Below are 24,975 nucleotides of genomic sequence, written 5' to 3' on the forward strand. Positions count from 1 at the left end.
TTCGCTGCCTCGATCGCGGCGCCGGCGGAAACAGTTTCGCCGGCCGGGGAATCCCAATTCCAGCCGGAGTGCGGTAGACGAGACCCTCAGGATGAACCGATCGAAAGCAGATTGATGCCTGAAGAAGCCCGACATGCCGCCTCCGGCGTCTTCTCGCCGGTGGTCACCCCGTTCAAGGCGGACCTGTCGCCCGATCCGGATCGCTTTCTCGCCCATTGCCGCTGGCTCGTCGGCACCGGCGTCGGCCTTGCGGTGTTCGGCACCAATTCCGAGGCGAACTCGCTGTCGGTCGCCGAGCGCAAGGCGTTGCTGGAGCATCTCCTCGACAACGGCATTGACCCGCTGCGGATGATGCCGGGAACCGGCTGCTGCTCCATTCCCGAAACGGTCGAACTGACCGCACACGCAGTGACCGCCGGGGTCGCAGGCGTGCTGATGCTGCCGCCCTTCTACTACAAGGGGGTCAGCCAGGAGGGGCTGTTCCGGTACTTTGCCGAGGTGATCGAGCGGGTCGGCGACGACCGGCTCAGGATCTATCTCTACCACATCCCGCCAGTGGCCCAGGTGCCGATCCCGATTGCGCTGATCGAGCGGCTGCTGACGGCCTATCCCAACACCGTGGCGGGGATCAAGGATTCCTCCGGTGACTGGTCGAACACGCAGGCGATGCTCGATCGCTTCCCCGGCTTCGGGATCTTCGCCGGCAGCGAGGAATTCCTGCTGGCGACGCTGCGCGGCGGCGGTGCCGGTTGCATCAGTGCGACGGCCAACATCAACGGTCCTGCCATCGTGCGGCTCTTCGACGGCTGGCAGGGACCGGATGCCGACCGGCTGCAGGCCGAATGCACCGCGTTCCGCAAGGCGGTGGCGAAGCTGCCGATGATCCCGGCGCTGAAGGCTACGATCGCGCACTGCCTCGGGGACGAGGCCTGGCTTGCGGTGCGCCCGCCGCTTGTCGCCCTCGATGCCGGCCAGCGCGCCGAACTGGCCGCCATTCTCGCCGACCAGGGCTTCGCCATGCCCGGTATCGACGCCCGCCACCAGATCAACCGCCGCTCGACCTCATGACCATCACCAACGAGATCCTGTACGACATCCGCGGCACCACCGGATGGGTGACGCTGAATCGCCCCGAGGCGCGCAATGCGCTGACCTTCGCGATGTACGACCGCATCGCCGAGATTTGCGCGGAGGTGCCCGACGACGGTCCGGTGCGGGTGCTGGTGCTCACCGGCGCCGGCGGCAAGGCCTTCGCCGCCGGAACCGACATGCGCCAGTTCCGGGCCTTCTCGATACCGCAGGACGCGCTCGACTACGAGGCGCACATCGACCGGGTGCTGCGCGCCATCGAGACCTGCCGCGTGCCGACAATTGCCGCCCTGTCGGGCGCCTGCACCGGCGGCGGTGCCGGCATCGCGGCTGCCTGCGACCTCAGGCTCGCCACCGCCGACCTCCGGTTCGGCTTTCCGATCGCCCGCACCCTCGGCAATGCGTTGTCGATTTCCAACCTCGCGCGCCTCGCCGCCCTGTGCGGAGCGGGACGGGTGAAGGAACTGATTTTCACCGCCAGGCTGATAGGCGCCGACGATGCGCTCGCCGCCGGGCTGGTCAGCGAGATCCTGCCGGACCATGCCGCCCTGATCGCACGGGCCGGCGAACTCGCCGAGCTCCTGGCGAGCCATGCGCCGATCACGCTGCGGGTCACCAAGGAGGCGCTGCGGCGGCTGCGCACCGAGGGTGCCGGCGCCGACGATCGCGACCTCATCGTCGAGGCCTACATGAGCGCCGACTTCAAGGAGGGCATCGAGGCCTTCCTTGCCAAGCGCAAGCCGAACTGGACGGGGCGCTGAGATGGCACCGTCTGCCGTCGGCCCGCTCGCGGGCGTCCGCGTCATCGAGCTTTCGCATATCATGGCCGGGCCGACCTGCGGCATGATGCTGGCCGATCTCGGGGCCGACGTGATCAAGGTCGAGAAGCCGCAGGGAGACGACACCCGCCGCTCGCTGCCGCCCGACGTCAATGGCGAGAGCGCGGCCTTCATGATGATGAACCGCAACAAGCGGGGCATCTGTCTGAACCTCAAGCAGCCCGAAGCGGTTGCCGCGCTCCGCCGCCTGATCGCCGGCGCCGACATCCTGGTCGAGAATTTCCGGCACGATACGATGCAGAAGCTCGGGCTCGGCTACGAGACGCTGAAGGCCGACAATCCCGGCCTGATCTATTGCGGCCTGTCGGGCTTCGGCCGCACCGGCCCCTACGCCACGCGCGGCGGCTTCGACCTGATCGCGCAGGGCATGTCGGGGCTGATGTCGATCACCGGCGAGGGGCCGGGCAGACCGCCGGTCAAGGTCGGAGCACCGCTGACCGACATCACGGCGGGAGTCGTCGCCGCCATGGGCTGCCTGGCCGCCTATGTCCACCGCCTGAAGACTGGCGAGGGACAGGTGGTCGATACCTCGCTGCTCGAGGCCGGGATCATTCACACCTACTGGCAGTCGGCCATCGCCTTCGCTACCGGCATCAGCCCCGGTCCGATGGGCTCGGCGCATCCGCTCAACGCGCCGTATCAGGCCTTCCGCACCGCCGACGGCTGGATCAATGTCGGTGCAGCCAACCAGGCGAACTGGCTGCGCCTGCTGAAGGCGCTGGACGCGCCGGCGCTTGCCGAGGACCCGCGCTTTGCCACCAATGCCGACCGCATGGCGCACCTCGCCGAGCTGGAGCAGGTGCTGACCCCGTATTTCGAGGCGCACAGCACCGCGCGATGGCTCGAGATCTTCGAGCAGGCGGGCCTGCCGGCCGGGCCGGTGCTCACGGTCGGCGAGATGCACCAGGATCCCCAGGTGCAGGCCCGCGACATGGTGGTTGCGCTCGAGCATCCCAGGGCCGGTCGCACCTTTGCGATCGGACTGCCGGTAAAGCTCTCTGCAACGCCCGGCGGCATCCGGCGGCCGGCGCCACTGCTGGGCGAACACACGCGCGAGATCCTCGCCGACGCCGGACTTTGCAGCGACGAGATCGAGGAGATGATCCGCTCAGGCGCCGCGATCGAGCCATGACGGTGCCCGACCCTCGTGTCATCGGTTCGTCCCGACTATCCTGTCGCGAGATTCGCTCGGGGAGGTTCCGGATGATCCACACCCTTGCGCGCCGTGGAATGGCTGGAATGCTCGCGTTGACGCTGATCGGCGCGGCGTCGTGGCATTCCGCCTTCGCCCAGGAGACGGTGCCGGCTCCGGAGGCCGCAGGATCAGCGACGCCGGCGCCCGACGCTGCGCCGGTCGAGGCGGCCACGCCGGGCCCGCCGCCGCCCGATGCGGGTCTGAGCCCCGAACTGCAGCCGCTGCGCGAGGAGGTCGACGGCTGGACCGTCGAACTCGACAGCATGATCCTGGCCGTGCAGCGGCCAGGCCTGCGCGACGACCAGCTCACCGCATTGCGCAGTCGTGCCGAGGAGATCATCGGACTGGCCAACGGCATGGTCATGCGACTGCAGCCGATGCTGGCCGCGAGCCGGGCAAGGCTCGACCAGCTCGGTCCAGCGCCCGGCGAGGGCGATCCGCCGGAATCCGAGCAGATCGCCGCCGTGCGCGCCGCCCAGACCCGCACCGTCGCCGACATTGACGCGATCCTCAAGCAGGCCCGGCTCAATATCGTCCAGGCCGAGCAGGTAATCCGCGACGTCGCCTCGATCCGCCGCGACCGCTTCGCCACCGCGCTGACCACCCGCAGCCAGAGCGTTCTCAATCCGCAGCTCTGGTACGACGCGGTGGCCGCCTCGCCGCGGGTGCTGCGGTCGCTGCGGCTGCTTATCGTCGACTCCTGGTCGGTCGCCACGACCCGCATCGACACCCTCTCCGCGCTCTCGGTGGCCCTCGCCGTGATCGTCGCGGCGCTGCTCGGCATCGTGCTGCGGCGCTGGCTGCGACGCCTGGCACCGCCGATCGGCGATGCCCGCGACGTCCCGCGCCTCAACAAGCTCGCCAGGGTCGCCTTCGTGGTATTCAGCGACGTGCTGGCGCCGACCGTCGCGCTCGTCGTGCTCTACATGGCGCTCAGCGCCAACCTGCTGCTGACCCCGCGGCTTGCCGAACTGTTCCGCGGCGCGATCGTCGGCGCGGCGCTCGCCGCCTTCCTGTTCGGGCTGGCGCGCGCGTTGCTTGCGCCGCTGCGGCCGGGCTGGCGGCCGATCCCCGTACCCGATGCGACCGCGGCCCAGGTGGGCGCCTCGGTCGCGATGATCGGCGTCGTCGTGGGCATCTCCGCCTTCCTCGACACGATCCACCAGGTCACCGTCGCGCCGCTGCCGCTCGAGGTCGCCCGGCGAGCATTGACCTCGCTGCTGATCGCCATCCTCGTCGCAAGCGCGCTGTGGCGTCTGACGGCCGGGTGGCAGCAGGAGGTGCCGGCCGACGCCGAAACCAGCGCCGGGCACGGCAGACTGGTGTGGCCTTGGACCCGTGGTCTCGTCTGGCTGATCGTCGTCGCGATCTTCGTCTCGCTGCTGTTCGGCTACATCGCGCTCGCCCACTTCCTGGCGATCCAGCTCGTCTTCATCGTCGTCATCATCGCGCTGATGTGGCTGCTGATCGGTCTCACCGACGAGATCGTCGCGACGATGTTCGTTGCCGAACACCGGATCGGCAAGGCGCTGTGCGCCGCCTTCGGCATCTCCGAACAGGCGCTCATACAGCTCGGTCTCGTCGTCAACGGGCTGGCCCGCATCGGCATCATCCTGCTCGGCGCGATGATGGTGCTGCTGCCGTGGGGCTTCGACACCGGACAATGGTCGAGCTGGCTGCGCAGCGCCTTCTTCGGTTTCACGATCGGCGATGTGACGATCTCGCTGTCGACGCTGCTGATGGCGGTGGTGCTGTTCCTGATCGGGATCGCCGCCACCCGTGCCGTGCAGGGCTGGCTGAGCAACCGCTTCCTGCCCAACACCCGCCTCGACCGCGGTCTGCGCAATTCGATCAGCACGGTCGTGGGCTATGCCGGCATTATTGTCGCTGCGCTGTTCGCCGCCTCCTACATGGGGTTGAACCTCGAGAACGTGGCGCTGCTGGCCGGCGCCCTGTCGGTCGGAATCGGCTTCGGGTTGCAGTCGATCGTCAACAACTTCGTTTCCGGACTGATCCTGCTCGCCGAGCGCCCGATCAAGGAAGGCGACTGGATCGTCGTCGGCTCGGAACAGGGCAATGTCCGCAAGATCTCGATCCGTGCGACGGAGATCGAGACCTTCGACCGCGCCACGGTCATCGTGCCCAATTCGGAACTGATCACGAGCACCGTGAAGAACTGGATGCATTCGAGCCTGATGGGCCGCATCGACGTGGACATCGGCGTCGGCTATGACTCCGACGCTGAGCAGGTGCGGGACATCCTGCTCGACATCGCCCGCAGCCATCCTAACGTTCTGGCCTATCCCGAACCCCGCGTGTTCTTCGTGGATTTCGGCGAAAGTGCGCTTTTGTTCCGGCTGTTCGCCTTCGTCGGTGACGTCAACGTCTCGTTGTCGGTGCGCAGTGACATCCGCTTCGCCATCCTGAAGCGCCTGCGCGAAGCCGACATCGAAATTCCCTTCCCGCAGCGCGACCTCCACATCAAGGGGATCGAGCGGCTGATGGCGGTTGCAGGCGCGGCCGAACCGGAGCCCGATATGAATCAGGACTCAGGGTCTTCAACGGGCCGGCCCGACCGCTCGGACATTCCCGAACATTACCGCTCCAGCGCAACCAGCAGCAGACCCCGCAATCAATGAGCCTCCTCCTTGTCCTGCGGTCCGGCGCGACCCGCGCCGCGCTCGCCCTCCTCGTCATCGTGTCGGGGTGTTCGGAACAGCCGACCGGCGTCCGTCCGCCGATCTACCGGAACCTCGCAGAGTCGGCCGGTCAGCTCGACGAGGCGGCAGCGCTGTCGATGGTCAACGCCTACCGGGCCAACAACGGCGTCAAGCCGGTCCGCATCGATCCGCGGCTCACCGGCCTGGCGCTCGGCTATGCCCGCGAGCTCGCGGCCGCCGCCGACCGCGGCACGGCGATCCGCCCCGATGGCCGGCTCGATTCCCGTCTCGCCGCGGCCGGCTATGCCAAGGCCGCGGCCAAGGAGAGTGTCAGCGCCGGCTACTACACGCTGGCCGAGGCCTTCTCCGGCTGGCGCGACAGCCCGCCCCACCGCGAGACCATGCTGATGCCGGACGCCGACGACATGGGAATTGCCGCCGTCTACGTGCCGGGCACCAAGTACAAGGTCTACTGGGTGCTGGTGATGGCCCGCGAGGGCTGAACCCCGGCCTTCCATCCCAGCCGCTCGCCGATGGGCGGGATCATCTTGCGCGCATGACACGGTCGCGGTCGACATCCCGCCCGGCATGGGTGCTGTCTCGACACCCGACGAGCACGGGATGCGCATCGGCCGGACCGGCCATGGGGCGCGCCGAACGTTCCGATCGACATCGGCGGAATGCCATCGGCGGGATCGACGCCAGCCCTCGGACACATTCCCCGGGACACCAAACCGCGCTACGCTGCCGCCTCACCCGAACCATCTGGCAGGAGCCGATGCTGCCCCGCGCCGACACCTACGAGGATCTGCGTGACCGCTTCCGCTGGGAGATCCCCGAGCGGTTCAACATCGCCGAGGCCTGCTGCGACCGCTGGGCGGCCCGCGAACCGGGTCGCACTGCGATCATCCATCGACTCCCGGACGGCAAGGTCGCGCACGTCTCCTATGGCATGCTGCGCGATGCATCCGAACGTCTCGCCCGCGTTCTCGCGGACGCGGGCGTCGGACGCGGCGACCGGGTGGCGCTGTTGCTGCCGCAGTGTCCGGAGACCGCCATCGCCCACCTCGCGGTCTACAGGATCGGCGCGGTGGCGGTCCCGCTCGCCATGCTGTTCGGGATCGACGCGCTCGCCTATCGTCTCGCCGATTCCGGTGCGGCGGTCCTGATCACCGGCTCGGGCGGCCTCGCCAAGCTTGACCGGATCGACTCGCCCCCACCCTCCCTGCAGACGGTGATCTCGATCGACGGCCCCGAGGCAGCTGCGATCGGCTTTCACGAGGCGATCGGCGCCGTCGAACCGCTCACCGAGCGCGCCGAGACCGGACCAGATGACCCCGCACTGATGATCTACACGTCCGGCACGACCGGTCCTGCCAAGGGCGCGCTGCACGGTCACCGGGTACTGCTCGGCCATCTGCCCGGCGTCCAGATGCCGCACGAATTCCTGCCGCAGCCGGGCGACGTGATGTGGACGCCGGCCGACTGGGCCTGGGCGGGCGGCCTGCTCAATGTGCTGCTGCCGGCGCTGTACCTCGGCGTCCCGGTGGTCGCCTACCGCTTCGAGAAGTTCGATCCCGAGCTGGCCTTCGCGCTGATGGCCGAGTTCGGCGTCCGCAATGCCTTCATCCCGCCGACCGCGCTCAGGATGATGCGGACCGTCAAATCCCCGAGGCAGCGCTGGAACCTGTCGCTGCGCACGATCGGCAGTGGCGGCGAGTCGCTCGGTCGCGAGGTCTACGACTGGGCCCGCAGCGAGTTGGGGCTGACCATCAACGAATTCTACGGACAGACCGAATGCAATCTGGTGCTGTCGTCCTGCGCGGCGATCGGGGTATCGCGCCCTGGCGCCATCGGCAAGCCCGTGCCGGGGCATGAGGTGGCGGTGATCGACGCGGCCGGCAACGTGCTGCCGCCCGGCCAGATCGGTCAGATCGCGGTGCGCCGGCCAGACCCGGTCATGTTCCTCGAATACTGGGGCAGACCGGATGCGACCGTGGCGAAGTTCGTCGGAGACTGGATGAAGACCGGCGACGAGGGCTTTGTCGATGCCGACGGCTATGTCACCTTCATCGGCCGTGACGACGACGTCATTACCTCTGCGGGCTACCGGATCGGCCCGGGCGAGATCGAGGATTGCCTGATCGCCCATCCTGCCGTGGCGCTGGCCGCTGCCGTCGGCAAGCCGGACCCGGTCCGCACCGAGATCGTCAAGGCGTTCATCGTTCCTGCCGAAGGCGTCGTTCCCTCGGCTGAACTCGTCGCGGATATCCAGGCCTTTGTGCGGGAACGGCTGGCGGCACACGAGTATCCGCGCGAGATCGAGTTCCTTCAGGAACTGCCGCTGACCACGACCGGCAAGGTGATCCGCAGGCTTCTGCGCGAGCGGGCCTGACGGGCGCCGGCACCCCGACGATCAGCGGAGGCGACCGCGGATCGCCCTGAGACGGCGCAATCCGGCCCGCCCCAGCCTCTCGAGCCAGTGGGCGGCGGCGGCCAGCAGCGGGGGCGTGCGACGCGGGAGGATCAGGACGTCGGCATAGGCTCGGCGCTGGCGCCAGATCCGGTCGATCATCGGATGACCGGGCATCGCACAGGAATCCCAGCGGAGCGGCTGGGCCTCCGCCAGAGCCTCCTCGGTGAGGTCGAGGGTCAGCAGCACGCCCGGGGAATAGGCCGCGAAGCCCTCGTCGTAGGCGATCTTCCACAGCCAGCGGTCGGCGCCGGACACCAGCGTGATGGTGGCGGCGATCGGATGTCCGTCGAGCCGCAGCATATCGACCCGGATCTGGCCATGACCGGCAAGGGCCGCCGCCGCCCGGCGGAACATCGCGGCAATCTGCGGCGACTGCGCAGCAGCGGTGCCGGCGCGGCCCTTCCAGCCTGACGCCTCCAGCGCCAGGAACGCCTCGATCGTCGGACCGATATCCTGGGCGAGGTGGGCAGTGGTGCGCTCCAGCCGGCCGCGTTCGCCGAGCCGTCGGCGCAGGCGACGGTACTCCTTGCGTGCCTTCGCCGACAGGGTCTCGTCGAGCCAAGCCGGCGGCAGCCCCGTGGTGTCGAGCACCGCCCGGTCGCGCGGCTCCAACTCCCGCAGCGCGATGCCGCGCTGCCGGGCCGCGCTGCGCATGGCATCGGCCGCCGGGCCGTCCTGCGGCAGGTGCCGGAACAGCCAGGCATCCGGCGTGCAGCGGCCCCCCGCCTCCAGCCAGTCGTACAGCACCCCCCAGGCTTCCTCTGCAAAGCCAGGATCAACCAGCGGCGCCGACGACATCGCGAAGGGATGGATGTAGGCCTCGGCCGCCACCAGCGACAGGCCCCAGCGTCGCCGCTCGACATAGGGAAAGATGCCGATCAGCTTGCGTCGGCAAGGCCGTTCGACCGGCGGCGCACTGCGCCAGACCAGCACCGCGCGGACATGCTCGATCGGACCGAGCCCGGCGATCGCGGCAAGCGCGAAGCCGGGATCGTAGAAGATGTTGGGCTCTGCCGCGCGGGCGGCGAGTTCCTTCCAGCCGCGCTCCATCTCGCGCAGGATCCGCCAGTTGGCGACTTCGACGACGTGGCGCGGTTCGGTCTTGCGCAGCGCCCCGTGACAGCCGACCTTCGCAGCCGTTATCGGCCGCGACATTCTCGCCCGCAGCAGGATCGTGCCGATACCTCCTGACACTGTCGTCACATGCCGTCTCCCCTTGACCAGCCGCGCGTCCCGCTTTGCGACGCCGCCTAGCGTCGGCTATCCAGCACGAACACGTGCAGGCCGAGCCGCGACTTCGCCACGAAGAACAGCAAGATCGATTCCACGATCAGCGCGGTGCTGGTCGCCCATGCCGCACCGGACAGGCCGAAGCGCGGGATGAGCGTGAAGTTGAGGGCCAGATTGAGCGCGAAGGCGCCCGCATAGACGATCGCGCAGGCGTTCTGCTGGCCGAGCATGTTGAGCACCCGGTCTACCGGCCCCACCATCGCGCGGGCCATCAACCCGATCACCAGGATGAACAGCAGCGGATAGCCTGCGCTGAAATCCGGACCGAACAGCCACAACAGCGGCTTGCCGGCGACCAGGATCGCCAGCGAGGCCAGCAGCGCCGGCCAGAACGTCCATCTGACGGTGTCGCGCACGAAGCTCTGCAGCCGGGCGACGTCGCCCGCGGTGTTGTACTCCGCGTATTTGTGGGCCGAGGCCGCAGTCACCGCGAAGGGAACGAACGACACCAGCGCCAGCACCTTCACGGCCGCGTAATAGACGCCGACATCGGCCGGCCCCATGTAGAGCGAGACCACCAGCACGTCGGTGTTGGTGAGCAGCATGTAGAAGCTCTCGACCAGGAAGATCGGCAGCGCGGTGACCGTCCAGCCTTTCCAGGCGTAGCTGCGCCTGCCCTTCGGCAGGCGTCGGCCGAGCCGGATGTCGAGCAGGATCAGCTGTGCCATGCCGGTGATCCAGACCGCGGCGATCAGCGCATAGCCTGCGGTCACCGCATCGGCATGTCCGGTCACCAGGATGGTGCCGCCGACGATGGCAAGGATCGACAGCGGGCGGACGAGATAGGGCAGCGCCAGCGCCAGGTCGATCCAGGAATAGTTTCGGGCGATGCCGTCCTGAACCTCCATCAGAGCATAGACTGGCAGACAGACGAGGACGAGATACAGCGGCAGCACATAGTCGCCGCCGATCCGCTCGCTGAACAGCCACAGGCCCGCCGCACCGACGACGGCGACCAGGGTGCCGACGCCGACCACGAACAGCCGGCTGCCGAACACGTAGCCGCGTGTCAGATCGGGCCGTCCGGCCTCGGTGTACTCGGCGATGAAGCGCTGTCCCGCCGTCGGGAAGCCAAGCGGGATCAGGCCGCCGACCAGCACCAGCGTGACGAATGCGAAGGCAAAGATGCCGTACTCGTGCGAGCCGAGCCAGCGCGCCAGCAGGATCTGCGAGACGAGCGCCAGGGCGGCGCTGGAGGCGCGGATGAAGAAGGCGATGAATGCCGTGCGCTGGGCGAGCGTCCGGTCGTCCTCGGCCCGTACGATCGCCCCCAGCATCTCACGCAGCTGTGTCGCGAACCGGGCCAATCCGGTCGCCTCGTTCCGGTTGTCGGCCGGAGCAGACTGATGCACGCTCTCGCTTCCCGTTCGGCAGCCCGGCTGCGGGGCCTCCTGCAGCATGCCCGACGAGCGCTTAAGAAACGGTTCCGGGAGCCGGACGGTCGGCCGTCAGGCCGAGAACCCGCCGGAGTCGAGATAGCGCTGTTCCTCGGGCGTGGTCGCCCGGCCGAGAATGACGTTGCGATGCGGAAAGCGGCCGAAACGGCGGATCGCATCCATGTGGACCAGCGCCCAGTAATAGGCGTCCTGATCGCCGGTGGCGCGGAACAGGTCGCAGCTGCGCTCCTGCACCCTCATGTCCTCGCTGTGCTCGAACGGCATGTAGAAGAACTGTCTCGCCGGCATCGGATAGGCCCGGTCGAACCCGGCCGCGACCGCACGCTCGGCCACTGCAAGCGCGCGGGCGTCCTGGGCGAAGGCGCGCGGCGTTCCGCGGTAGATGTTGCGCGACAGCTGGTCGAGCACGATGATCAGCGCCAGCGCCCCGCTCGGCGTCGCCTCCCAGTCGGCGAGACCACCCGCTGCGGCATGTTCGAGCAGATCGAGGAAGCGCTCGCGACACGCGCCGTCGAATGCGTCACCGCCGGCAAACCAGCGCGACGCACCGGCCCTCCACCAGAAGTCCAGGACGTCGAACTGGGTCGGCAGCGCAGTCATCCTCGCCTCCGGGGCATGGGTCGCGAACCGCCTGTCGGCCCGCCGCCGGTCACAGCCTGACGTCGCCGGACTGGATCCGCCGGTAAAGATCGCGGTCGAGCCGCACGAACCGTTCCGTGGTGGGGTCATTGAAATAGATGTCGTCGCCGACCCGGTCGGGATCGAATCCCTCGGCGCGCAGCTCGACCTTCTTCTGCTTGAAGGTTCCCGTCACCTCGATCTCCTTGCGGATACGCAGGAACAGCGGCCGGGCATAGGACGGCAGCCGCGCCGTCAGGTGCTCGCGCAGCGCCCCCAGATCGAGATCCTCGTCGGCCACCACCGCGGCCATGCCGGCGCGTCCGTCCTGGCCATCCACCGTCACGCCGTAGACATTGGCCTCGCGGATGCCGGGAAAGACGGTGATCGTTTCGGCGACCTCGGAGGTCGAGACATTCTCCCCCTTCCAGCGGAAGGTGTCGCCGATCCGATCGACGAAGTAGAAGTATCCCAGCCTGTCCTTGCGCATCAGGTCGCCGGTACGGAACCAGGCATCGCCCTTCTCGAAGACGTCACGCAGCACCTTTCGCTCCGTCTCCTTCGGATCGGCATAGCCGTCGAACCGCTGCGCCGGCGCCTTCGGGTCGATCAGGATGCGTCCGATCGCCTCGCCGACCTCGTCAGGCCCACATTCGATGCAGAAACCGTCGGCGCCGCGCACGACCTTCTCCGACTCCACGTCGAAGCGGACGATCTTGGTCATGAAGCGCCTTTCGAGCCATTTCGGGATGCGACCGACGGCGCCCGGCTTGCCGTCGAGGTTGAACAGCGTGACGTTGCCCTCCGTCGCCGCATACCATTCGATGATCTGCGGGATGCGGAAGCGGGTCTTGAAGTCCATCCAGATGTCGGGCCGCAGCCCGTTGCCGTTGCACAGCCGGATCTTGTGGCGCGATTCGTTGGGATTCGTCGGCGCGTTGAGCAGGTAGCGGCACAGTTCGCCGATGTACTGGAACATCGTGCAGTCGTGGGCGACGATGTCGTCCCAGAACTGCCTGGCCGAGAACTTCTCGCGCACGAAACAGGACCCGCCGGCCATCAGCGCAATGCCGGGCGCGATCACGCCGCCGGCGGTGTGATACATCGGCTGCGCGACGTAGATCCGGTCGCTCGCCTTCGAATTGCACAGCGCGGCGAAGCCCGCCATGATCGCCTGGATGCGGTAATGATTGATCACCGCTGCCTTCGGCAGCCCGGTCGTTCCGGAGGTGTAGATGTACAGCGCCGGGTCGTCGATGGTGAGCCCCGGCAGCTCTGACCGCGGCAGCGCCTCGCCGGTGAACTGCTCGAGGGCATAGTCGATCCGCTCCCGGCCCGAGGCGGTCCGTCCCGACACCCATGCCTGCGGCCCACCCGTCAGCAACGGCTCGGCCGTCTCGTAGGCGCCGATCAGCTCGGCACCGACGATGACATGGCGGGCGCCGACGATGTTGATGCAGTGCGCCAGCGCTGCCCCGGTCAGGTTTGTGTTGAGCAGCGCACAGATGCCACCGACCCGTATGATGCCCATCCACACGGCGAGATACTCGGGCTGGTTGGAGAGCAGCAGCGCAACCGTATCGCCCTTGCCGATGCCGGCCGCGCGCGCCCATTGCGCATACTGGTTCGAGCGGGCGAGCAAGCCGCGGTAGGTCAGGCTACGGCTCTCGTCGAGAATCGCGACGCTGTCGGCATGCTGCGCCGCCAGATCGTCGAGGACGTCGGGAAATGTCCGGGTCCGGTTCCTGGCGATCGGCGTGACACGCCTGAGGATACGCAGCGCACCTGCGGCGTAGAGATACTCGCTGCGCAGCCGTTCGATGAGCCCCATATCCTCCCCCGGATCATGGTCGTCGCGCCACTCAACCGGAATTTGCGAGCTGGTTCTTGGCGAAAGGTGCTCGTCCTGTTGCCTCATTGAGTACCACCCTGCTGCGGCGAATGGAACCGGTCGCGATTTGACATCGCGGCGGCAGAATGGTTCCCATCCCCGGTCAGCGGCAAAGGAGACGACATGGTGGCGGAGCTCGACGTGAAGGGCCTGCTGTGCCCGCTACCGGTGCTGAAGGCGCGCAAGGCGCTGCAGGGGCTTGAGCCCGGCGATCTTCTCGCGGTCGAGGCAACCGATCCCGCCTCCGTCATCGACATTCCGCACTTCTGCGCGGAGTCGGGCCACCATCTCGTCGAGCAGACGCGCGCAGGTCCGATCTACCGGTTCCTGATCCGCCGCAAGGACGGATGAGAGCGGCCCGGGCAGGAGACCGATTCAGCGCAGCGGATTGGGCCGCGGCTCGAACGGATTGACCATCGGCCGCGGCTTTGCCATCGTCGACACCGGCGTTGCCGGCGGCGCCGGCACGGCGGGGCCGGTCGGCGACGCCTGACGGAAGGGATTGGGCCGTGGCAGCGGTACATCGAAGGCCACCAGAGGATCGGTCGCCACCCGCGCCGCCGGCAGACCCATGACCGGTGCGGAGGCAAGCGCAAGGACGCCAGCGCCGGCATTGTCGATGATGCGTGCGCCATCTGCCTCCGAGGGTCTGCCTGCCGCTACCGTCGTCGCCTCCGTTCCGAACGAAAGGATCTCCGGCGGCGCCTTCTTCTTCTGGCAGACATACGGACTGACATCGATGGGCGCGCCGACGTTCACCGGACGGTGCAGGCTGTCCAGCGTCGTGCGGTTGCCCGACAACAGCCCGAAGCTGCCCGTGCCGGCGGCGAACCCCGCCTCGAGCAGCCCGGCCGTCACCTCGTTGCGCTGCGCCGCGGTCATGCCGCCGAGTACCACCGCAACCAGCCGGCGTCCGCCGCGCGTTGCGGTAGCGACGATGTTGAAGCCTGAGGCACAGATATAGCCGGTCTTCATGCCGTCGGCGCCCTGGAAGCGGCCGATCAGCTTGTTGTGATTGGTCATCACCGCCTGGCCGACCCGGATCGATTCGATGTCGAAGAAGCGCTGATACTGCGGAAAGTCGCGGATCAGGGCGCGAGCGAGGATGCCCATGTCGCGCGCCGTCGTGCGCTGTGCGGGATCGTGCAGTCCGTGCGGGTTGACGAAATGGCTGTCGATCATGCCAAGCCGCCGCGCGGTCGCATTCATCTCCGCGACAAAGGCCTGCTCGCTGCCGGAAATCGCCTCCCCGACGGCAACGGCGATGTCGTTCGCCGACTTCACCATCAGGATGCGGAGCGCGTACTCCAGGCTGATCTCGGTTCCCACCGCAAAGCCCATCTTGCTGGGCGGCTGCGACAGGGCGTATTCGGAGATCCTGACCGGACTGTCGAGCGAGACGCGCCCGCTGCGCACCGCGTCGAACACGACATATGCCGTGAGCAGCTTGGTCAGCGAGGCGGGATGCCAGGGCGTGTAGGCTCCGTAGGCATGCAGCACCTCGCCACTGCGCGCGTCGAAGACCAGGGCTGGGCCGGCCTCGCCCTCGCTCGGGGCGAACAGCACGGACCAGCCGGCTGCGAATGCCAGGAGCAGCGCACGCCAGCGGCCACGACGCTCCGGCGGACTGGGTCGCCGGCGGGTGATCATGGTTCCTTGTTACCCGGATTCCCGGCCCGACGCAAAGTCGGCCGCGGCCGGGCCCGAGGTGCGCGGCGACAATCGCGGCAGGCAGGGCGATGCCGGAACCGTCTCAGGCCGCCGACCGGCCCTGTCCGGTCAGTTCCATGGTCGTCCGGTCGATCCGCAGCCGCACCGCGATGGCGTTGCCGTTGTCGCGTGCCGCTGCACTCTGCAGCGCCCCCTGCTGGCGACGGCACAGCACCGACAGGGCAGCAAGGAAGATGGCAGCATCTTCTGCCCGTGCGATCGGCGCCACCGTATCGCTGCCGTCTTGCTGCGAAATCTCGCTGACGACGAACAGCGCGGTCTCGTCATCTTCGACCGTCGCCACGATCCTCATCTGCGGGATTGGGGCGGAACTGCGCATCCTGACGATCTCGAGAGCCATGTCGACGAGGCGGCGCAGTTCGCCCGGATCGCCGAGTAGCGGCGGCAGAGCCGCGCGAAACAGCTTCGGCGCCGCCGTCGATTCGGCGGCGAGCCGCTCGATCCAGGCGTCGATCAGTTCGTCCGGCTGCACCGTCACTGCATTTGCCCGGGGCGCGTCCGCCCCGTCCAGTTCCAGCAGCACCAGACAGGCATCGAAGGCCTTGCGCGCGCGGCGCAGATCGAGCGCCAGCCGGGCGACCTCGCGTTCCGCCCGCTGCCGGTTGAGAACCTCGTTGCGCACCTCGTCGAGCAGCCCCCGCATGTCCACCAGCATTAGGAAGCGGCGCGTGATCTCGCCGTTGCGGCCACGGATCGAATCGCCAGAAACGAGACACGGGATTTCCCCATCGCCGCGCAGGATCTCGCCATGGCCGATCACCGGCCCCTTCGCGACGAGAGCCAGCGGTTCGACCGGCCGCTGCTCGAACCGGAGCAGTCTGTCGGGCGGCCGGGCCCTGAGGGCTGCAAGGCTGCGCACTCCGAACAACCGCAGCGCCGCCGGGTTCGCCGAGATGAGATGTCCCTCGGCCGACATGATGAGGATGCCGTGCGCGCACTGGTCGAGCATCATCAAGACCGGCATCAGCTCCTCCTCCTGCGAGGCGGCCGTGAAGAACAGCAGCTGGTCGATCGCCTGCGCCAGACGGCCGAGCTCGTCGCGCTGCGGCACGCGGGCGAGCAGCCTGGTCGCTTCGGCCGGATCGTTGAGGGCATTGTCGACCGCCGCCGCGATCGAGCGCACGGGCTGGGTGACCCAGACCGAGACGGCAAGGCCGCTGGCGATCGCGACCAACAGCGCGGCGAGCGCCGAGACCAGGAAGCGCTCCTGGAGATCGGTCACGATCCGCGCCCAGCCATCCCTCGCATCAAGGCGCAGCATGATCCCGTAGGGAATGCCGGTGACCTCGGGCGCAAGATAGGTCTCGAACGATCCGTCCAGCGGCGTGAACCGGGTGACCTCCCGCCCGAGGCGCGCATTCGTCCAGTCGAGATCGGGCGGCGTACCGAACTGCCCCCGCTCCTCGCCGGCACCGCTGTAGATGGTTCCGCCGACGATGTTGGACTGCGACATCACCGTTTCACCAAGGCGCAGAAGGCTGTCCACCCCCGGGTAGCGCGACGGGTCGACCGCGGCGACGAACAGGGCCGTCGCATGCCCGCGCAATCCCTCGATGAATCGCGCCTTGGCGCTCATGTAGGAGGGTACGGCCGCAAGGGCGCTGGCGATGAGCCCGCAGACGAACACCGTCAGCGCTACGTGCCGCGCCACGCCGCCCGACAGGAGCTCGGCCAGCGCGTGACGTGGGAGGGGCAGTGGCAGACGCATGCTGCTCGGTCAGGGCTCCGGTCCGTACAGGACTATCGCCCCTCCGCCTTGAACATATGGTAAAGAATGCATCCGGCCTGCTGCCGGCTTCGGTCCGCACGGCCCCGCCATGACGGCAGCAGAGTCCGGGCCGCGGTTCCCTGCCCTGCGGCCGCGCCCGGCCGGATGCTAGGTTGACACGGGGATCGACAGGGTCGCCTCCAGTCCGCCCTCCGGCCGATTGCGGAGGCGGATGTCGCCACCGTGGCTGCGGGCGATGGTCCTGGCGATGGCCAGACCGAGACCGAGGCCACCGGTCTCGCGATTGCGGGACGTCTCGCCGCGCACGAACGGTTCGAACACCCGGTCGAGATCCTCCGGGGGCAGGCCCGGACCGCGGTCCGAGACCCGGATCACCGCCTCACCGCCCTTGCCGGTCACCACGACCCGGACGTCACGTCCGTAACGGACGGCGTTCTCGACCAGATTGCGCAGCGCCCGCTTGACAGCAACCGGGCGGCATCGCACCACGGGATGATCGCCCTCCTCCAGCGTCGCCGTCTGGCCAAGCTCGGCAAGATCCTCGACGACGCTTTCGGCCAAGGCTGCCAGATCGACGGCGCGGGTCTCCTCCCCAGCCTGATCGGCGCGCACGAATGCCAGCGTCGCATCGCTCATGCTGCGCATTTCCTCGATGGTCTCGACCAGCCTGTCGCGGGTCTCCTCGTCCTCGACCATCTCGGCGCGCAGCCGCAGGCTGGTCAGCGGCGTGCGCAGGTCGTGCGAGATCGCAGCGAGCATTGTCGTGCGATCGCTTACGAAGCATCCGAGGCGCTCGCGCATGGTGTTGAACGCCCGCACGGTCCGTCGTGCCTCGTCGGGGCCGGTCTCTGGCAGCGGCTCGACCTGCTCGCCACGGCCCAGCCGATCGGCTGCATCGGCGAGCCGGCGCATCGGCCGCGCCATCCGTCCGGCCACGAGCATCGCCACCGCCAGTGTCGCCAGCGACGAGAGGACAAGGCTGATCAGGAATGGCCGGCCGAACGGCGGCGGGCCCGGCGGTGGCCCAACCGCCAGGTTGAGCCACGATCCGTTGCGCATGGCGATCGAGACCCGCAACCAGTATGGCGGTTCGGCGTTCCTTGGGTCCGGGCGCTTCACGCCAGGGACCAGCATCCTGACGACCTGAAGCGCCGGCCACCGACTTTCCCTCGCGCCCTGCCCGAGCGCCACGATCACCCGGCGCGGCGGTATGCCGAGCTGGCGGGCGAGGGTACGTGCGGCGAGTTCGGCCTCGGCCGTTTCCTGCCGCGGCGTGCGGGCCTGCGCCGAGGTCGAGAAGCGGAAGAACGGCGAACTCGCGGTGTCCAGCATCCGGAAATGCAGTTCCTCAGGTGCGTCCTCGAGCAGCTGCAGGATGGCGGCCGTGCGCTCGACGATCGACTCCTGGAACATGTCACGCGCCACCTGCAGCCGTTCGTGGCTGTAGATCAGGATGGCGGCCACCTGCGCGACCAGCAGCGCAAGCACCAGCAGCAACGCCAGCTGGCCGGTGAAGCTCCGCGGCATGAGCCTCATGTCCGCTCGACCTCGGCACTGAAGCAGTAGCCGCCGCCCCATACCGTCTTGATCAGGGTCGGATTGCGCGCATCCGGCTCGATCTTGCGGCGCAGCCGGCTGACCTGGTTGTCGACCGACCGATCGAACGGGGCCGCTTCCCGGCCGCGCGTGATGTCGAGCAGCTGGTCTCGGGTGAGCACGAGGCCGGGGCGGTCGAGAAAGGCGACGAGCAGCCTGAACTCGCCGGTCGACAGCGGCATTGCCACCCCGTCCTCGCGCACCAGCTCGCGCCGGCCCGGGTCGAGCAGCCATCCCGCGAACCGGTAGGCCGGACCCGGCTTCGGCTCGCGGCTTGGCGGCAGTGCCTGGGTACGTCTGAGCACCGAACGGATCCGCGCGAGCAGCTCGCGCGGGTTGAACGGCTTGACCAGATAGTCGTCGGCGCCAATCTCCAGCCCGACGATCCGGTCGGTCTCCTCCGCCATCGCGGTGAGCAGGATGACGGGTATGTCCGTCGTCTCGCGCAGGTGGCGGCACAGCGACAGGCCATCCTCCCCCGGCATCATGATGTCGAGGACGACGAGATCGATGGCGGAGGACTTCAGGATCTTGCGCGCCGAGGGCGCGCCGTCGGCCGTCGACACCCGATAGCCGTTCTTGCCGAGATAGCGTCCGACGAGCTCGCGGATGTCGCGGTGATCGTCGACGACGAGAATGTGCGGTTGGCCTTCCATGGGGCGGAACATACAGTCGCAGCCGGCATGCGCCGCCATGAATTTGTATCACAAGGTCTCCGCGGCCGGGGTCCGACACAGGGCGTGACCAAACGGTCCCCGGCGCGCAAATCTCCGCGACAGGCCGGACCGAAACTGCCGTCCATCGGGCAGGGGGCTCCCGACTGCCAGTGATACCGTCAATGATAACCCGTCGACTTGCCTGTGCCGCGGTTCTCGCGGGCATGATCGCCGCATTGTTGATCGCCGGTGCCGGACGGCTTGCTCAGCCGGAGGCCGTCGGCCCGACCGGGCCGCTCGCAACGGCGGAGAATGTCGGATGACCCGGCGGCCGTCACCTGCGGCCCGCCGCGCCGCCGCCTGCACAGGCTCCGGGCTGGTAGCCCTGTGCGCCTCGACCGCCGTCCGCGCCGCCCAGCGGTACATCGTCCGTGCGGCCCCCAGGCTGCAACGGCTGGGAGGCCGGCGCCATCGGATCCTTCTCGCCTGCTTCCCGAAGTCCGGCTCGACCTGGCTGCGCACGATCCTGGCCGGACTGCCCGGCATGCGGGCGGCCTGGATCAGCGAGGGCGCCGGACGCGCGGAGCAGGAACTGTCGGCGCACCGACTCGCCGGCGCCGGCTTCCACGATTTCGTGGCCCAGCATCATGTGCGCTTCCACGATGGAACCCGCCGTCAGATCAGCCGCTTCGGCCTGAAGCCCGTGGTCCTGGTGCGCGATATCTTCGATTGCCTGGTCAGCCTCGCCGACCACCTGCGCAGCAACTGGTCCGAACTGCCCCAGGCCTTGGTCACGCCCGAGGTTCTCGCCCTGGACGACGAACTTCTCGACTTCGTCGTCGACATGGCTGCGCCCTGGTACATCGACTTCTACGTCTCGTGGCTGTCGTGTCCTGATGCCGTGCTGGTGCGCTACGAGGATCTGGTGCGCGATCCGCCCGCCGTCGTGGCAGGTCTTGTCCGCCGGCTCGGCCTCGAGGCGTCGGCAACCGACATCGACCGGGCGATCGCCGCCGCAGCGACCCGCCCCGTCCTGTTCAACCAGGGCATTGTCGGGCGCGGCGCAGCGCTGACGGAGGCCCAGCGCGGCCGGATCCACCGGCAGGCGTCCTACTATCCGACGGCCGACTTCACCGCGATCGGTATCCATCCGGGCGGCCGAGCCGGCGCGGACACGGCCCGGCGGGCGATTCGACACAATCCGATACAAATCGCGCGCTCGCTGACAAACTCCTGCGACCGGTCGCCCGTCAAATGCCCGTCAAGTCGGACGCACGAGACATCAGGAGTCTTGAGATGAAGACCTCTACGTCCCTGGCGATCGCTGCGGCAGCCGTCGCCATCACGGTCGGCCTCGCCTCGGCGGCGGTGGCCGGCGGTCATCGGATCGGCTGGTCCGACAGCTCGCCGGAGGCCGGCATGATGACATCCGGACCGGTCAGGCTGACCAGCTATCGCCATCATTGGCGCGCCATGCCGCCCGGGGAGATGGGCGGGCCGATGGGCGGCATGATGCGCTTCATGATGATGCAGCGCGTCATCGAGCTTGCCGACAAGGATGGCGACGGGCGCCTGTCTGCCGAGGAGATCGAGACCTTCCGCTCCGACATCTTCGCCAGACATGATCGCGACGGCGACGGGCGCCTGTCGCTCGAGGAGTATGACGCTCTGTTCCGGGACATCACCCGGCCGATCATGGTCCGATCCTTCCAGTTCCTCGATCCGGACGGCGACGGCCAGATCACGTCGGAAGAGTTCCTGCGGCCCACCGATCGGCTGGTGCGCATGTTCGAGGGCGGCTCCGACGGGGGGTCATGGCACGGCTGGCAGCCCCGCGGTCCGCATCCGCACGGCTACTGGCGCGGCGGCGATGGGCCGGCCGGCGACGTCGGCCCCCGGTCGGACGATCCGGAGAACTGATACGGCAAGCCCTACCTGACCTCTACTCGCGTTTCCCCCGCTCCCGCAGACAGGTGGGGGAAGGCTGCGCGGTCCGACGCCTCGCCCCCGTCGGACCGCGTCTTTCCTTCTTCGCCCCCCACAGCGGCGGGCCGATCGGAAACGCAACGACACGGCCCGGGTCGACGCGACACCGACCAAGGGCAGTCAAGCCGCGACAATGATGTCGATGGCGCGGCTCGCCGGGACGGCAGCGTTCTCCGACCTCATGGACCGCCAAGCGGCAGCGATCGCGACGCCTCCACGAGCATGACCGCCCAGCCGGCGAGGCCGAGGAACGGACCCATCGGCATGCGGCTGTCGAAGGCCATGCGGCGCGTGGCGAGCGCCACGGCGCTGTACAGGAGGCCGACCGCAACGGCAATTGCCAGCACCGTCGGCAGCGCCATCCAGCCAAGCCAGGCGCCGAGGGCGGCGACAAGCTTGGCATCGCCCGCACCGAGCACCTCCTTCCGCCGGATCGCGCCGTAGCCGATCGCCAGCGCCATCAGGCCGCCATAGCCCATGGCCGCCCCCAGGATCGCGTCGGCCGGAGCGACCGAACCGCCCAGCGCGCTGAACAGCAGTCCGCCCCACAGCAACGGCAGCACCAGCATATCCGGCAACAGCCGCGACCTGCCGTCAATGATGGCCAGCAGCAGCAGCACACTGCCAACGCAGGCGCAAGCGAAGGCCCGCTCTGCGGTCTCGGCCAACACGGTGGCAAGCGTCCAGATCAGCACGGACAGGACCGTGATCACAACGCCTTCCCAGCGATGCTTCGGCGCGAAGTCGAAGCTGCGCGTCGTCTGGCAAGGCATGCCCGGCGAGCACAGCATCGCGCGAGCCTCCGCCATCGCCTCCGAGACGACACGGCGCGGGACCACCACCGCCAGATGGGCGACCAGACGACCGACCAGGCCGCCGCCACAGGCGGCGATGAGGACGAGTGCCGGTTCGACCATGTGCGTCAACGGTCCGGAAATGCGATGACGATGTCGCTCGCCGGCCGAACACAACACGTCAGAACCTGGGATTCGGGCACGGCCATCTGCGGCGGCAGCACGGTGTCGACCCGACCGCCTACCAGCTGCATGCGGCAGGCGCCGCAATGGCCGGCGCGACAGTCGCTGCTGATCGGAATCCCTTCACGCTCGAGACAATGCAGCAGGGTCGGTTCGCCGAGGTAATTCGCGCAGCGGCCACCTGGCTGCACGGTCACCAGCGCCACCTCGGCGGGCGCCCCGGCCGCATCGGCGCCGAACAGCTCGAAATGGATGCGATCGGCCGGAACGCCTCGTTGCGCGAGATCCTCGGTCAGCTGGCGCGTCATCGTGGCGGAGGCGCAGATCCATACGCCAGCAAGGGGCATGTTGCGCCGAGCGGCGAGCACGATCCCGGCATCGAGGCGCCTCGCCGTGCCGCGCCAGCCCGGCCCTGGACGTGTCACACAGGGAACGTATCGAAACCAGTCGCAGGTGCGCGACAGGTCAAGAAACTCTGGATGATAGCATTCCAGCTCCGTCACATGGCGCACGGACCAAAACAATGTCGTCGGCGACATGGTCCGGCCGGCGCTGATCCGGTGCAGCATGGCCCGCAGCGGCGTGATGCCCACGCCTGCGGCGACCAGAAGCCGCTCGCCGCGGTGCTCGGTCAGGTGGAATCCACCACGCGGCCCCAGCGCCTCGATGCGCGCGCCGACCTGCAGCACGTCGTGGATCCAGCCGGAGACCAGACCGTTCTCCTCGCGCTTGACCAGCAGCTCATAGCTGTCCGGGCTGGCCTGCCAGCCCGCCAGCGAATAGCAGCGTCGCTGGGGGCGCTGCCCCTGGGGGCTGGCCAGCACTGTCAGATAGTCGCCGGCGCTGTAGCGCGGCAGCCGCCCGTCGCCGCCTGGAGCGGTGAGCACGATCCGCGCGAACCGGCCATGGTCGCTGCGCTCCGTCACCACCAGCGTCAACGGCGTGGCGGCGCGGATGTCCAGCGCCGCCGCACGCGCCGCCTTCACTCCGGATACGGTCATCCAGACGGCAAGGCCCGACACGGCGATCCATGCCGCCACGAGCAGCAGCCCGATCCCGCTTGCGATCACGCCGCGCCCGTACCGCCTCCGGCCGACCGCCGGCTCGACCGCCACCAGGTCATCACACCCGACAGCACGAAGAAGAACAGGCTGAGCGCGATCAGATCGGCCCACAGCCAGTCGAGCGGGCCGAGGAATTTGCCGGTGTGCAGGCTCTTCATGAGCTTTCGCACAGAGACACCGGACTTGTCCTTATCCTTCCTTTCCTTCTCGAACTTTCGCTCGCCCTCGCCGGGATCGGCATGGGCCGTCGCAATGAAGGTCGGGATGAAGCCGTCGACCCTAACCGTTCGAACGCCCGTATCAGGCAGCGTCACGGTGCCGCTTTGCCCTTCCGGCTCTTCGGCCTGAGTGACAGGCCGGCCGTCAGGTTCGCGACCGTCAGGCGCGTGGCCTCCCTTTGCGTCCATCGAACCCTTGGGCTTGCGCTTGTCGCGATCTTTCGCCGCCGCGTCCTTCTCGCGTCTGTCCTTCTCGCGATGGTCCTTTTCGGGCTTATCGGCCTTGCCCGGCTGCGGGCGGGCCTCGGCCTGGGCGAGCAGGCCCTCGAGATGGCTGATCTCGCGATCGATCTCACCATTACCGGGCGCGCTGAACCCCGTGTCGGCCCCTGCCGCGAGGAGATTTGGAATGTGGAAATCGAGGCTCTTGTGAACGAGGAAGACCGTCGAGACGGCGATGATCAGGATCGGGATCGCCGACGCCACGCCGAGCCATATGTGCCAGTTGCGCAAGACGGACCATACCTTGCTCTGCAGTTTAGACAATATTATTTCCATTTCTGACCTCCTATTTTCCCGGCGCGGCGAGGTCGTTAGGGGTTAATGCGCTTGAAACAGAGCGTGAGGGAGTCGGTCTTGTTTTTCTCCTTTTCCTCCATCTTCTCGAATCCGCCGCCTTCCTTCTTTATCTTTGCCCGGTATCCACTACCGTCACTCTTTTCCGTAGAGGACCATATCTTCATATCGCCGGTGCCGAAAATGTCGGTCAGCATCGCCGGAGACAGACCTTGCAGAAGGCTGAGCTCGTTGTAGGCAGGCAGATACCAGTTACCGCCCAAGGCCTGGTTGCCGGTTTCCGCAGCAAGGTTCTTGCAGTAGGCGGCAGCTCGCGCACCACTGTCGTTGGCGATGAGGGTGTCTGTATTCACGACGCCGTCAGTCATGCTCGTGGCGCCGGTGACCTTCTTCTCGCTTTCCGAGAGCTTCAGACCCGATTTGGCGTGGAGATCGGCTGCGACGAGGTGGTAACCGCCGCTCTGTCCGACATATCGAACCAGCGGCCCGTCGTCGGCACCGAGCGGAATCTGGGCACCCAGCGCGCTCGGCGGAACCTTGACCCTGACGATTTCGGCCAGCGCCGTCGTCAGGATGAACCTGCAGGTTCTCGCCATTGCCGAGGTGCAGCCGCCGCTCCACGTCCCACGCTTCGGCAGCTGGATGCCGAAGAGGTCATAATTGCCCTCGATGACGAGCGTCACCTCCCCGAGCGGCAGCTCCGCGCTTGCCGCGTCGCAGCTTGCGTCGCAGTCGATCCCCGCTGGCAGGCTGGTGATCCTGAAGTCGGTGTAGCCGTCCTCCTTCTGGACCGAGACGAGATGCGTCTGCTCCTCGCCGGGTCCGCCGGTCGAGGCCGGGAAATACAGATAACCGGCATTGCTTCCCGGAACGACGATGATCGAATCGGCTGTTGCCGTTGCCGGAATGAGCGCCAGCAGCAACGCAGGAAGGCAAAGTCCAGGGTATCTCGTCATTTCGGCTCTCTTCATATCCATGGTGCCTCGG

The 24,975-nt window shown here is 68.0% G+C and carries 21 protein-coding genes; 9 read left to right on the forward strand and 12 right to left on the reverse strand.

Annotation, left to right across the window (positions count from 1 at the left end; translation table 11 throughout):
• The first annotated feature begins 114 nt into the window (after positions 1-114).
• From EDC22_RS10245 to EDC22_RS10270, 6 genes are all read left to right on the forward strand, one after another.
• Positions 115-1,068: a dihydrodipicolinate synthase family protein gene (locus tag EDC22_RS10245; RefSeq protein WP_132806540.1), complete on the forward strand. Its 954-nt coding sequence runs from the start codon at positions 115-117 to the stop codon at positions 1,066-1,068.
• A complete protein-coding gene (locus EDC22_RS10250) occupies positions 1,065-1,850 on the forward strand; it encodes an enoyl-CoA hydratase (protein ID WP_132806541.1) in 786 nt (261 codons plus the stop codon). Before EDC22_RS10245 ends, EDC22_RS10250 begins: the two co-directional genes overlap by 4 nt.
• A 1-nt stretch (position 1,851) precedes the next feature.
• Positions 1,852-3,060: a CaiB/BaiF CoA transferase family protein gene (locus tag EDC22_RS10255; protein WP_132806542.1), complete on the forward strand. Its 1,209-nt coding sequence runs from the start codon at positions 1,852-1,854 to the stop codon at positions 3,058-3,060.
• Positions 3,061-3,131: 71 nt separating this feature from the next.
• Complete coding sequence (locus EDC22_RS10260) at positions 3,132-5,762, forward strand: DUF3772 domain-containing protein (protein ID WP_165926863.1); 2,631 nt, start codon at positions 3,132-3,134, stop codon at positions 5,760-5,762.
• Positions 5,759-6,286, forward strand: a complete 528-nt coding sequence (locus EDC22_RS10265) for a CAP domain-containing protein (protein WP_132806544.1) — start codon at positions 5,759-5,761, stop codon at positions 6,284-6,286. The genes EDC22_RS10260 and EDC22_RS10265 overlap by 4 nt, the downstream gene beginning before the upstream one ends.
• 275 nt (positions 6,287-6,561) lie before the next feature.
• On the forward strand, positions 6,562-8,178 hold the full coding sequence (locus EDC22_RS10270; RefSeq protein ID WP_132806545.1) for an acyl-CoA synthetase: 1,617 nt from the start codon (positions 6,562-6,564) through the stop codon (positions 8,176-8,178).
• Positions 8,179-8,199: 21 nt separating this feature from the next.
• On the opposite strand, the gene EDC22_RS10275 is transcribed toward EDC22_RS10270, so the two are convergent.
• The 4 genes from EDC22_RS10275 to EDC22_RS10290 form a co-directional block, all read right to left on the reverse strand.
• Positions 8,200-9,462 (reverse strand): GNAT family N-acetyltransferase, encoded by a 1,263-nt coding sequence (locus EDC22_RS10275; protein ID WP_132806546.1) that lies wholly within the window; start codon positions 9,460-9,462, stop codon positions 8,200-8,202.
• 47 nt (positions 9,463-9,509) lie between these two features.
• Positions 9,510-10,901 (reverse strand): lipopolysaccharide biosynthesis protein, encoded by a 1,392-nt coding sequence (locus EDC22_RS10280; protein WP_165926864.1) that lies wholly within the window; start codon positions 10,899-10,901, stop codon positions 9,510-9,512.
• A gap of 96 nt (positions 10,902-10,997) precedes the next feature.
• Complete coding sequence (locus EDC22_RS10285) at positions 10,998-11,546, reverse strand: DUF924 family protein (protein WP_132806548.1); 549 nt, start codon at positions 11,544-11,546, stop codon at positions 10,998-11,000.
• Between the two features lie 49 nt (positions 11,547-11,595).
• Positions 11,596-13,395, reverse strand: a complete 1,800-nt coding sequence (locus tag EDC22_RS10290; RefSeq protein WP_132806549.1) for a long-chain-acyl-CoA synthetase — start codon at positions 13,393-13,395, stop codon at positions 11,596-11,598.
• Between the two features lie 183 nt (positions 13,396-13,578).
• Here EDC22_RS10290 and EDC22_RS10295 point away from each other — a divergent pair, with 183 nt between their 5' ends.
• The gene (locus EDC22_RS10295; protein ID WP_132806550.1) at positions 13,579-13,806 is read left to right on the forward strand and encodes a sulfurtransferase TusA family protein; all 228 of its coding nucleotides are present in this window, start codon (positions 13,579-13,581) and stop codon (positions 13,804-13,806) included.
• A gap of 24 nt (positions 13,807-13,830) precedes the next feature.
• Here the strand turns inward: EDC22_RS10295 and EDC22_RS10300 are convergent, their stop codons facing one another.
• The 4 genes from EDC22_RS10300 to EDC22_RS10315 form a co-directional block, all read right to left on the reverse strand.
• The gene (locus tag EDC22_RS10300) at positions 13,831-15,105 is read right to left on the reverse strand and encodes a D-alanyl-D-alanine carboxypeptidase family protein (RefSeq protein ID WP_132806551.1); all 1,275 of its coding nucleotides are present in this window, start codon (positions 15,103-15,105) and stop codon (positions 13,831-13,833) included.
• A gap of 103 nt (positions 15,106-15,208) precedes the next feature.
• A complete protein-coding gene (locus EDC22_RS10305; RefSeq protein ID WP_132806552.1) occupies positions 15,209-16,894 on the reverse strand; it encodes a PAS domain-containing protein in 1,686 nt (561 codons plus the stop codon).
• A 168-nt stretch (positions 16,895-17,062) separates the two neighbouring features.
• The gene (locus EDC22_RS10310) at positions 17,063-18,442 is read right to left on the reverse strand and encodes an ATP-binding protein (RefSeq protein WP_165926865.1); all 1,380 of its coding nucleotides are present in this window, start codon (positions 18,440-18,442) and stop codon (positions 17,063-17,065) included.
• Between the two features lie 5 nt (positions 18,443-18,447).
• Positions 18,448-19,167, reverse strand: a complete 720-nt coding sequence (locus EDC22_RS10315; RefSeq protein WP_132806641.1) for a response regulator — start codon at positions 19,165-19,167, stop codon at positions 18,448-18,450.
• Between the two features lie 319 nt (positions 19,168-19,486).
• Between EDC22_RS10315 and EDC22_RS10320 the strand changes: the two genes are divergently transcribed.
• Positions 19,487-20,467 carry a sulfotransferase domain-containing protein gene (locus EDC22_RS10320; protein ID WP_132806554.1) on the forward strand — a complete coding sequence of 327 codons (981 nt, stop codon included), beginning with the start codon at positions 19,487-19,489 and terminating at the stop codon, positions 20,465-20,467.
• On the forward strand, positions 20,464-21,087 hold the full coding sequence (locus EDC22_RS10325; protein WP_165926866.1) for an EF-hand domain-containing protein: 624 nt from the start codon (positions 20,464-20,466) through the stop codon (positions 21,085-21,087). The genes EDC22_RS10320 and EDC22_RS10325 overlap by 4 nt, the downstream gene beginning before the upstream one ends.
• A gap of 245 nt (positions 21,088-21,332) precedes the next feature.
• Here EDC22_RS10325 and EDC22_RS10330 read toward each other — a convergent pair whose 3' ends face one another.
• The 4 genes from EDC22_RS10330 to EDC22_RS10345 are packed head-to-tail and all read right to left on the reverse strand — an operon-like array spanning position 21,333 to position 24,965.
• Complete coding sequence (locus EDC22_RS10330; protein ID WP_132806556.1) at positions 21,333-22,070, reverse strand: prepilin peptidase; 738 nt, start codon at positions 22,068-22,070, stop codon at positions 21,333-21,335.
• A gap of 5 nt (positions 22,071-22,075) precedes the next feature.
• The gene (locus EDC22_RS10335; RefSeq protein ID WP_165926867.1) at positions 22,076-23,245 is read right to left on the reverse strand and encodes a 2Fe-2S iron-sulfur cluster-binding protein; all 1,170 of its coding nucleotides are present in this window, start codon (positions 23,243-23,245) and stop codon (positions 22,076-22,078) included.
• Entirely contained in the window at positions 23,197-23,958 is a 762-nt protein-coding gene (locus EDC22_RS10340) for a PepSY-associated TM helix domain-containing protein (protein ID WP_165926868.1), read from the reverse strand. Before EDC22_RS10340 ends, EDC22_RS10335 begins: the two co-directional genes overlap by 49 nt.
• A 47-nt stretch (positions 23,959-24,005) precedes the next feature.
• Positions 24,006-24,965, reverse strand: coding sequence for a hypothetical protein (locus tag EDC22_RS10345; RefSeq protein ID WP_132806559.1), 960 nt, complete (start codon positions 24,963-24,965; stop codon positions 24,006-24,008).
• Between the last annotated feature and the right edge of the window lie 10 nt (positions 24,966-24,975).

The sequence above is a fragment of the Tepidamorphus gemmatus genome (assembly GCF_004346195.1).
Classification (GTDB): Bacteria; Pseudomonadota; Alphaproteobacteria; order Rhizobiales; family Tepidamorphaceae; genus Tepidamorphus; species Tepidamorphus gemmatus.

Excerpts from the sequence above, each read along its gene's own strand:
- EDC22_RS10315 (WP_132806641.1), bottom strand. The coding sequence starts at position 19,167 with ATGGAAGGCCAACCGCACATTCTCGTCGTCGACGATCACCGCGACATC.
- EDC22_RS10305 (WP_132806552.1), bottom strand. The coding sequence starts at position 16,894 with ATGCGTCTGCCACTGCCCCTCCCACGTCACGCGCTGGCCGAGCTCCTG.
- EDC22_RS10245 (WP_132806540.1), top strand. The coding sequence starts at position 115 with ATGCCTGAAGAAGCCCGACATGCCGCCTCCGGCGTCTTCTCGCCGGTG.
- EDC22_RS10250 (WP_132806541.1), top strand. The coding sequence starts at position 1,065 with ATGACCATCACCAACGAGATCCTGTACGACATCCGCGGCACCACCGGA.
- EDC22_RS10330 (WP_132806556.1), bottom strand. The coding sequence starts at position 22,070 with ATGGTCGAACCGGCACTCGTCCTCATCGCCGCCTGTGGCGGCGGCCTG.
- EDC22_RS10265 (WP_132806544.1), top strand. The coding sequence starts at position 5,759 with ATGAGCCTCCTCCTTGTCCTGCGGTCCGGCGCGACCCGCGCCGCGCTC.
- EDC22_RS10345 (WP_132806559.1), bottom strand. The coding sequence starts at position 24,965 with ATGGATATGAAGAGAGCCGAAATGACGAGATACCCTGGACTTTGCCTT.
- EDC22_RS10255 (WP_132806542.1), top strand. The coding sequence starts at position 1,852 with ATGGCACCGTCTGCCGTCGGCCCGCTCGCGGGCGTCCGCGTCATCGAG.
- EDC22_RS10295 (WP_132806550.1), top strand. The coding sequence starts at position 13,579 with ATGGTGGCGGAGCTCGACGTGAAGGGCCTGCTGTGCCCGCTACCGGTG.
- EDC22_RS10320 (WP_132806554.1), top strand. The coding sequence starts at position 19,487 with ATGACCCGGCGGCCGTCACCTGCGGCCCGCCGCGCCGCCGCCTGCACA.
- EDC22_RS10285 (WP_132806548.1), bottom strand. The coding sequence starts at position 11,546 with ATGACTGCGCTGCCGACCCAGTTCGACGTCCTGGACTTCTGGTGGAGG.
- EDC22_RS10260 (WP_165926863.1), top strand. The coding sequence starts at position 3,132 with ATGATCCACACCCTTGCGCGCCGTGGAATGGCTGGAATGCTCGCGTTG.
- EDC22_RS10325 (WP_165926866.1), top strand. The coding sequence starts at position 20,464 with ATGAAGACCTCTACGTCCCTGGCGATCGCTGCGGCAGCCGTCGCCATC.
- EDC22_RS10310 (WP_165926865.1), bottom strand. The coding sequence starts at position 18,442 with ATGCCGCGGAGCTTCACCGGCCAGCTGGCGTTGCTGCTGGTGCTTGCG.
- EDC22_RS10300 (WP_132806551.1), bottom strand. The coding sequence starts at position 15,105 with ATGATCACCCGCCGGCGACCCAGTCCGCCGGAGCGTCGTGGCCGCTGG.
- EDC22_RS10270 (WP_132806545.1), top strand. The coding sequence starts at position 6,562 with ATGCTGCCCCGCGCCGACACCTACGAGGATCTGCGTGACCGCTTCCGC.
- EDC22_RS10290 (WP_132806549.1), bottom strand. The coding sequence starts at position 13,395 with ATGGGGCTCATCGAACGGCTGCGCAGCGAGTATCTCTACGCCGCAGGT.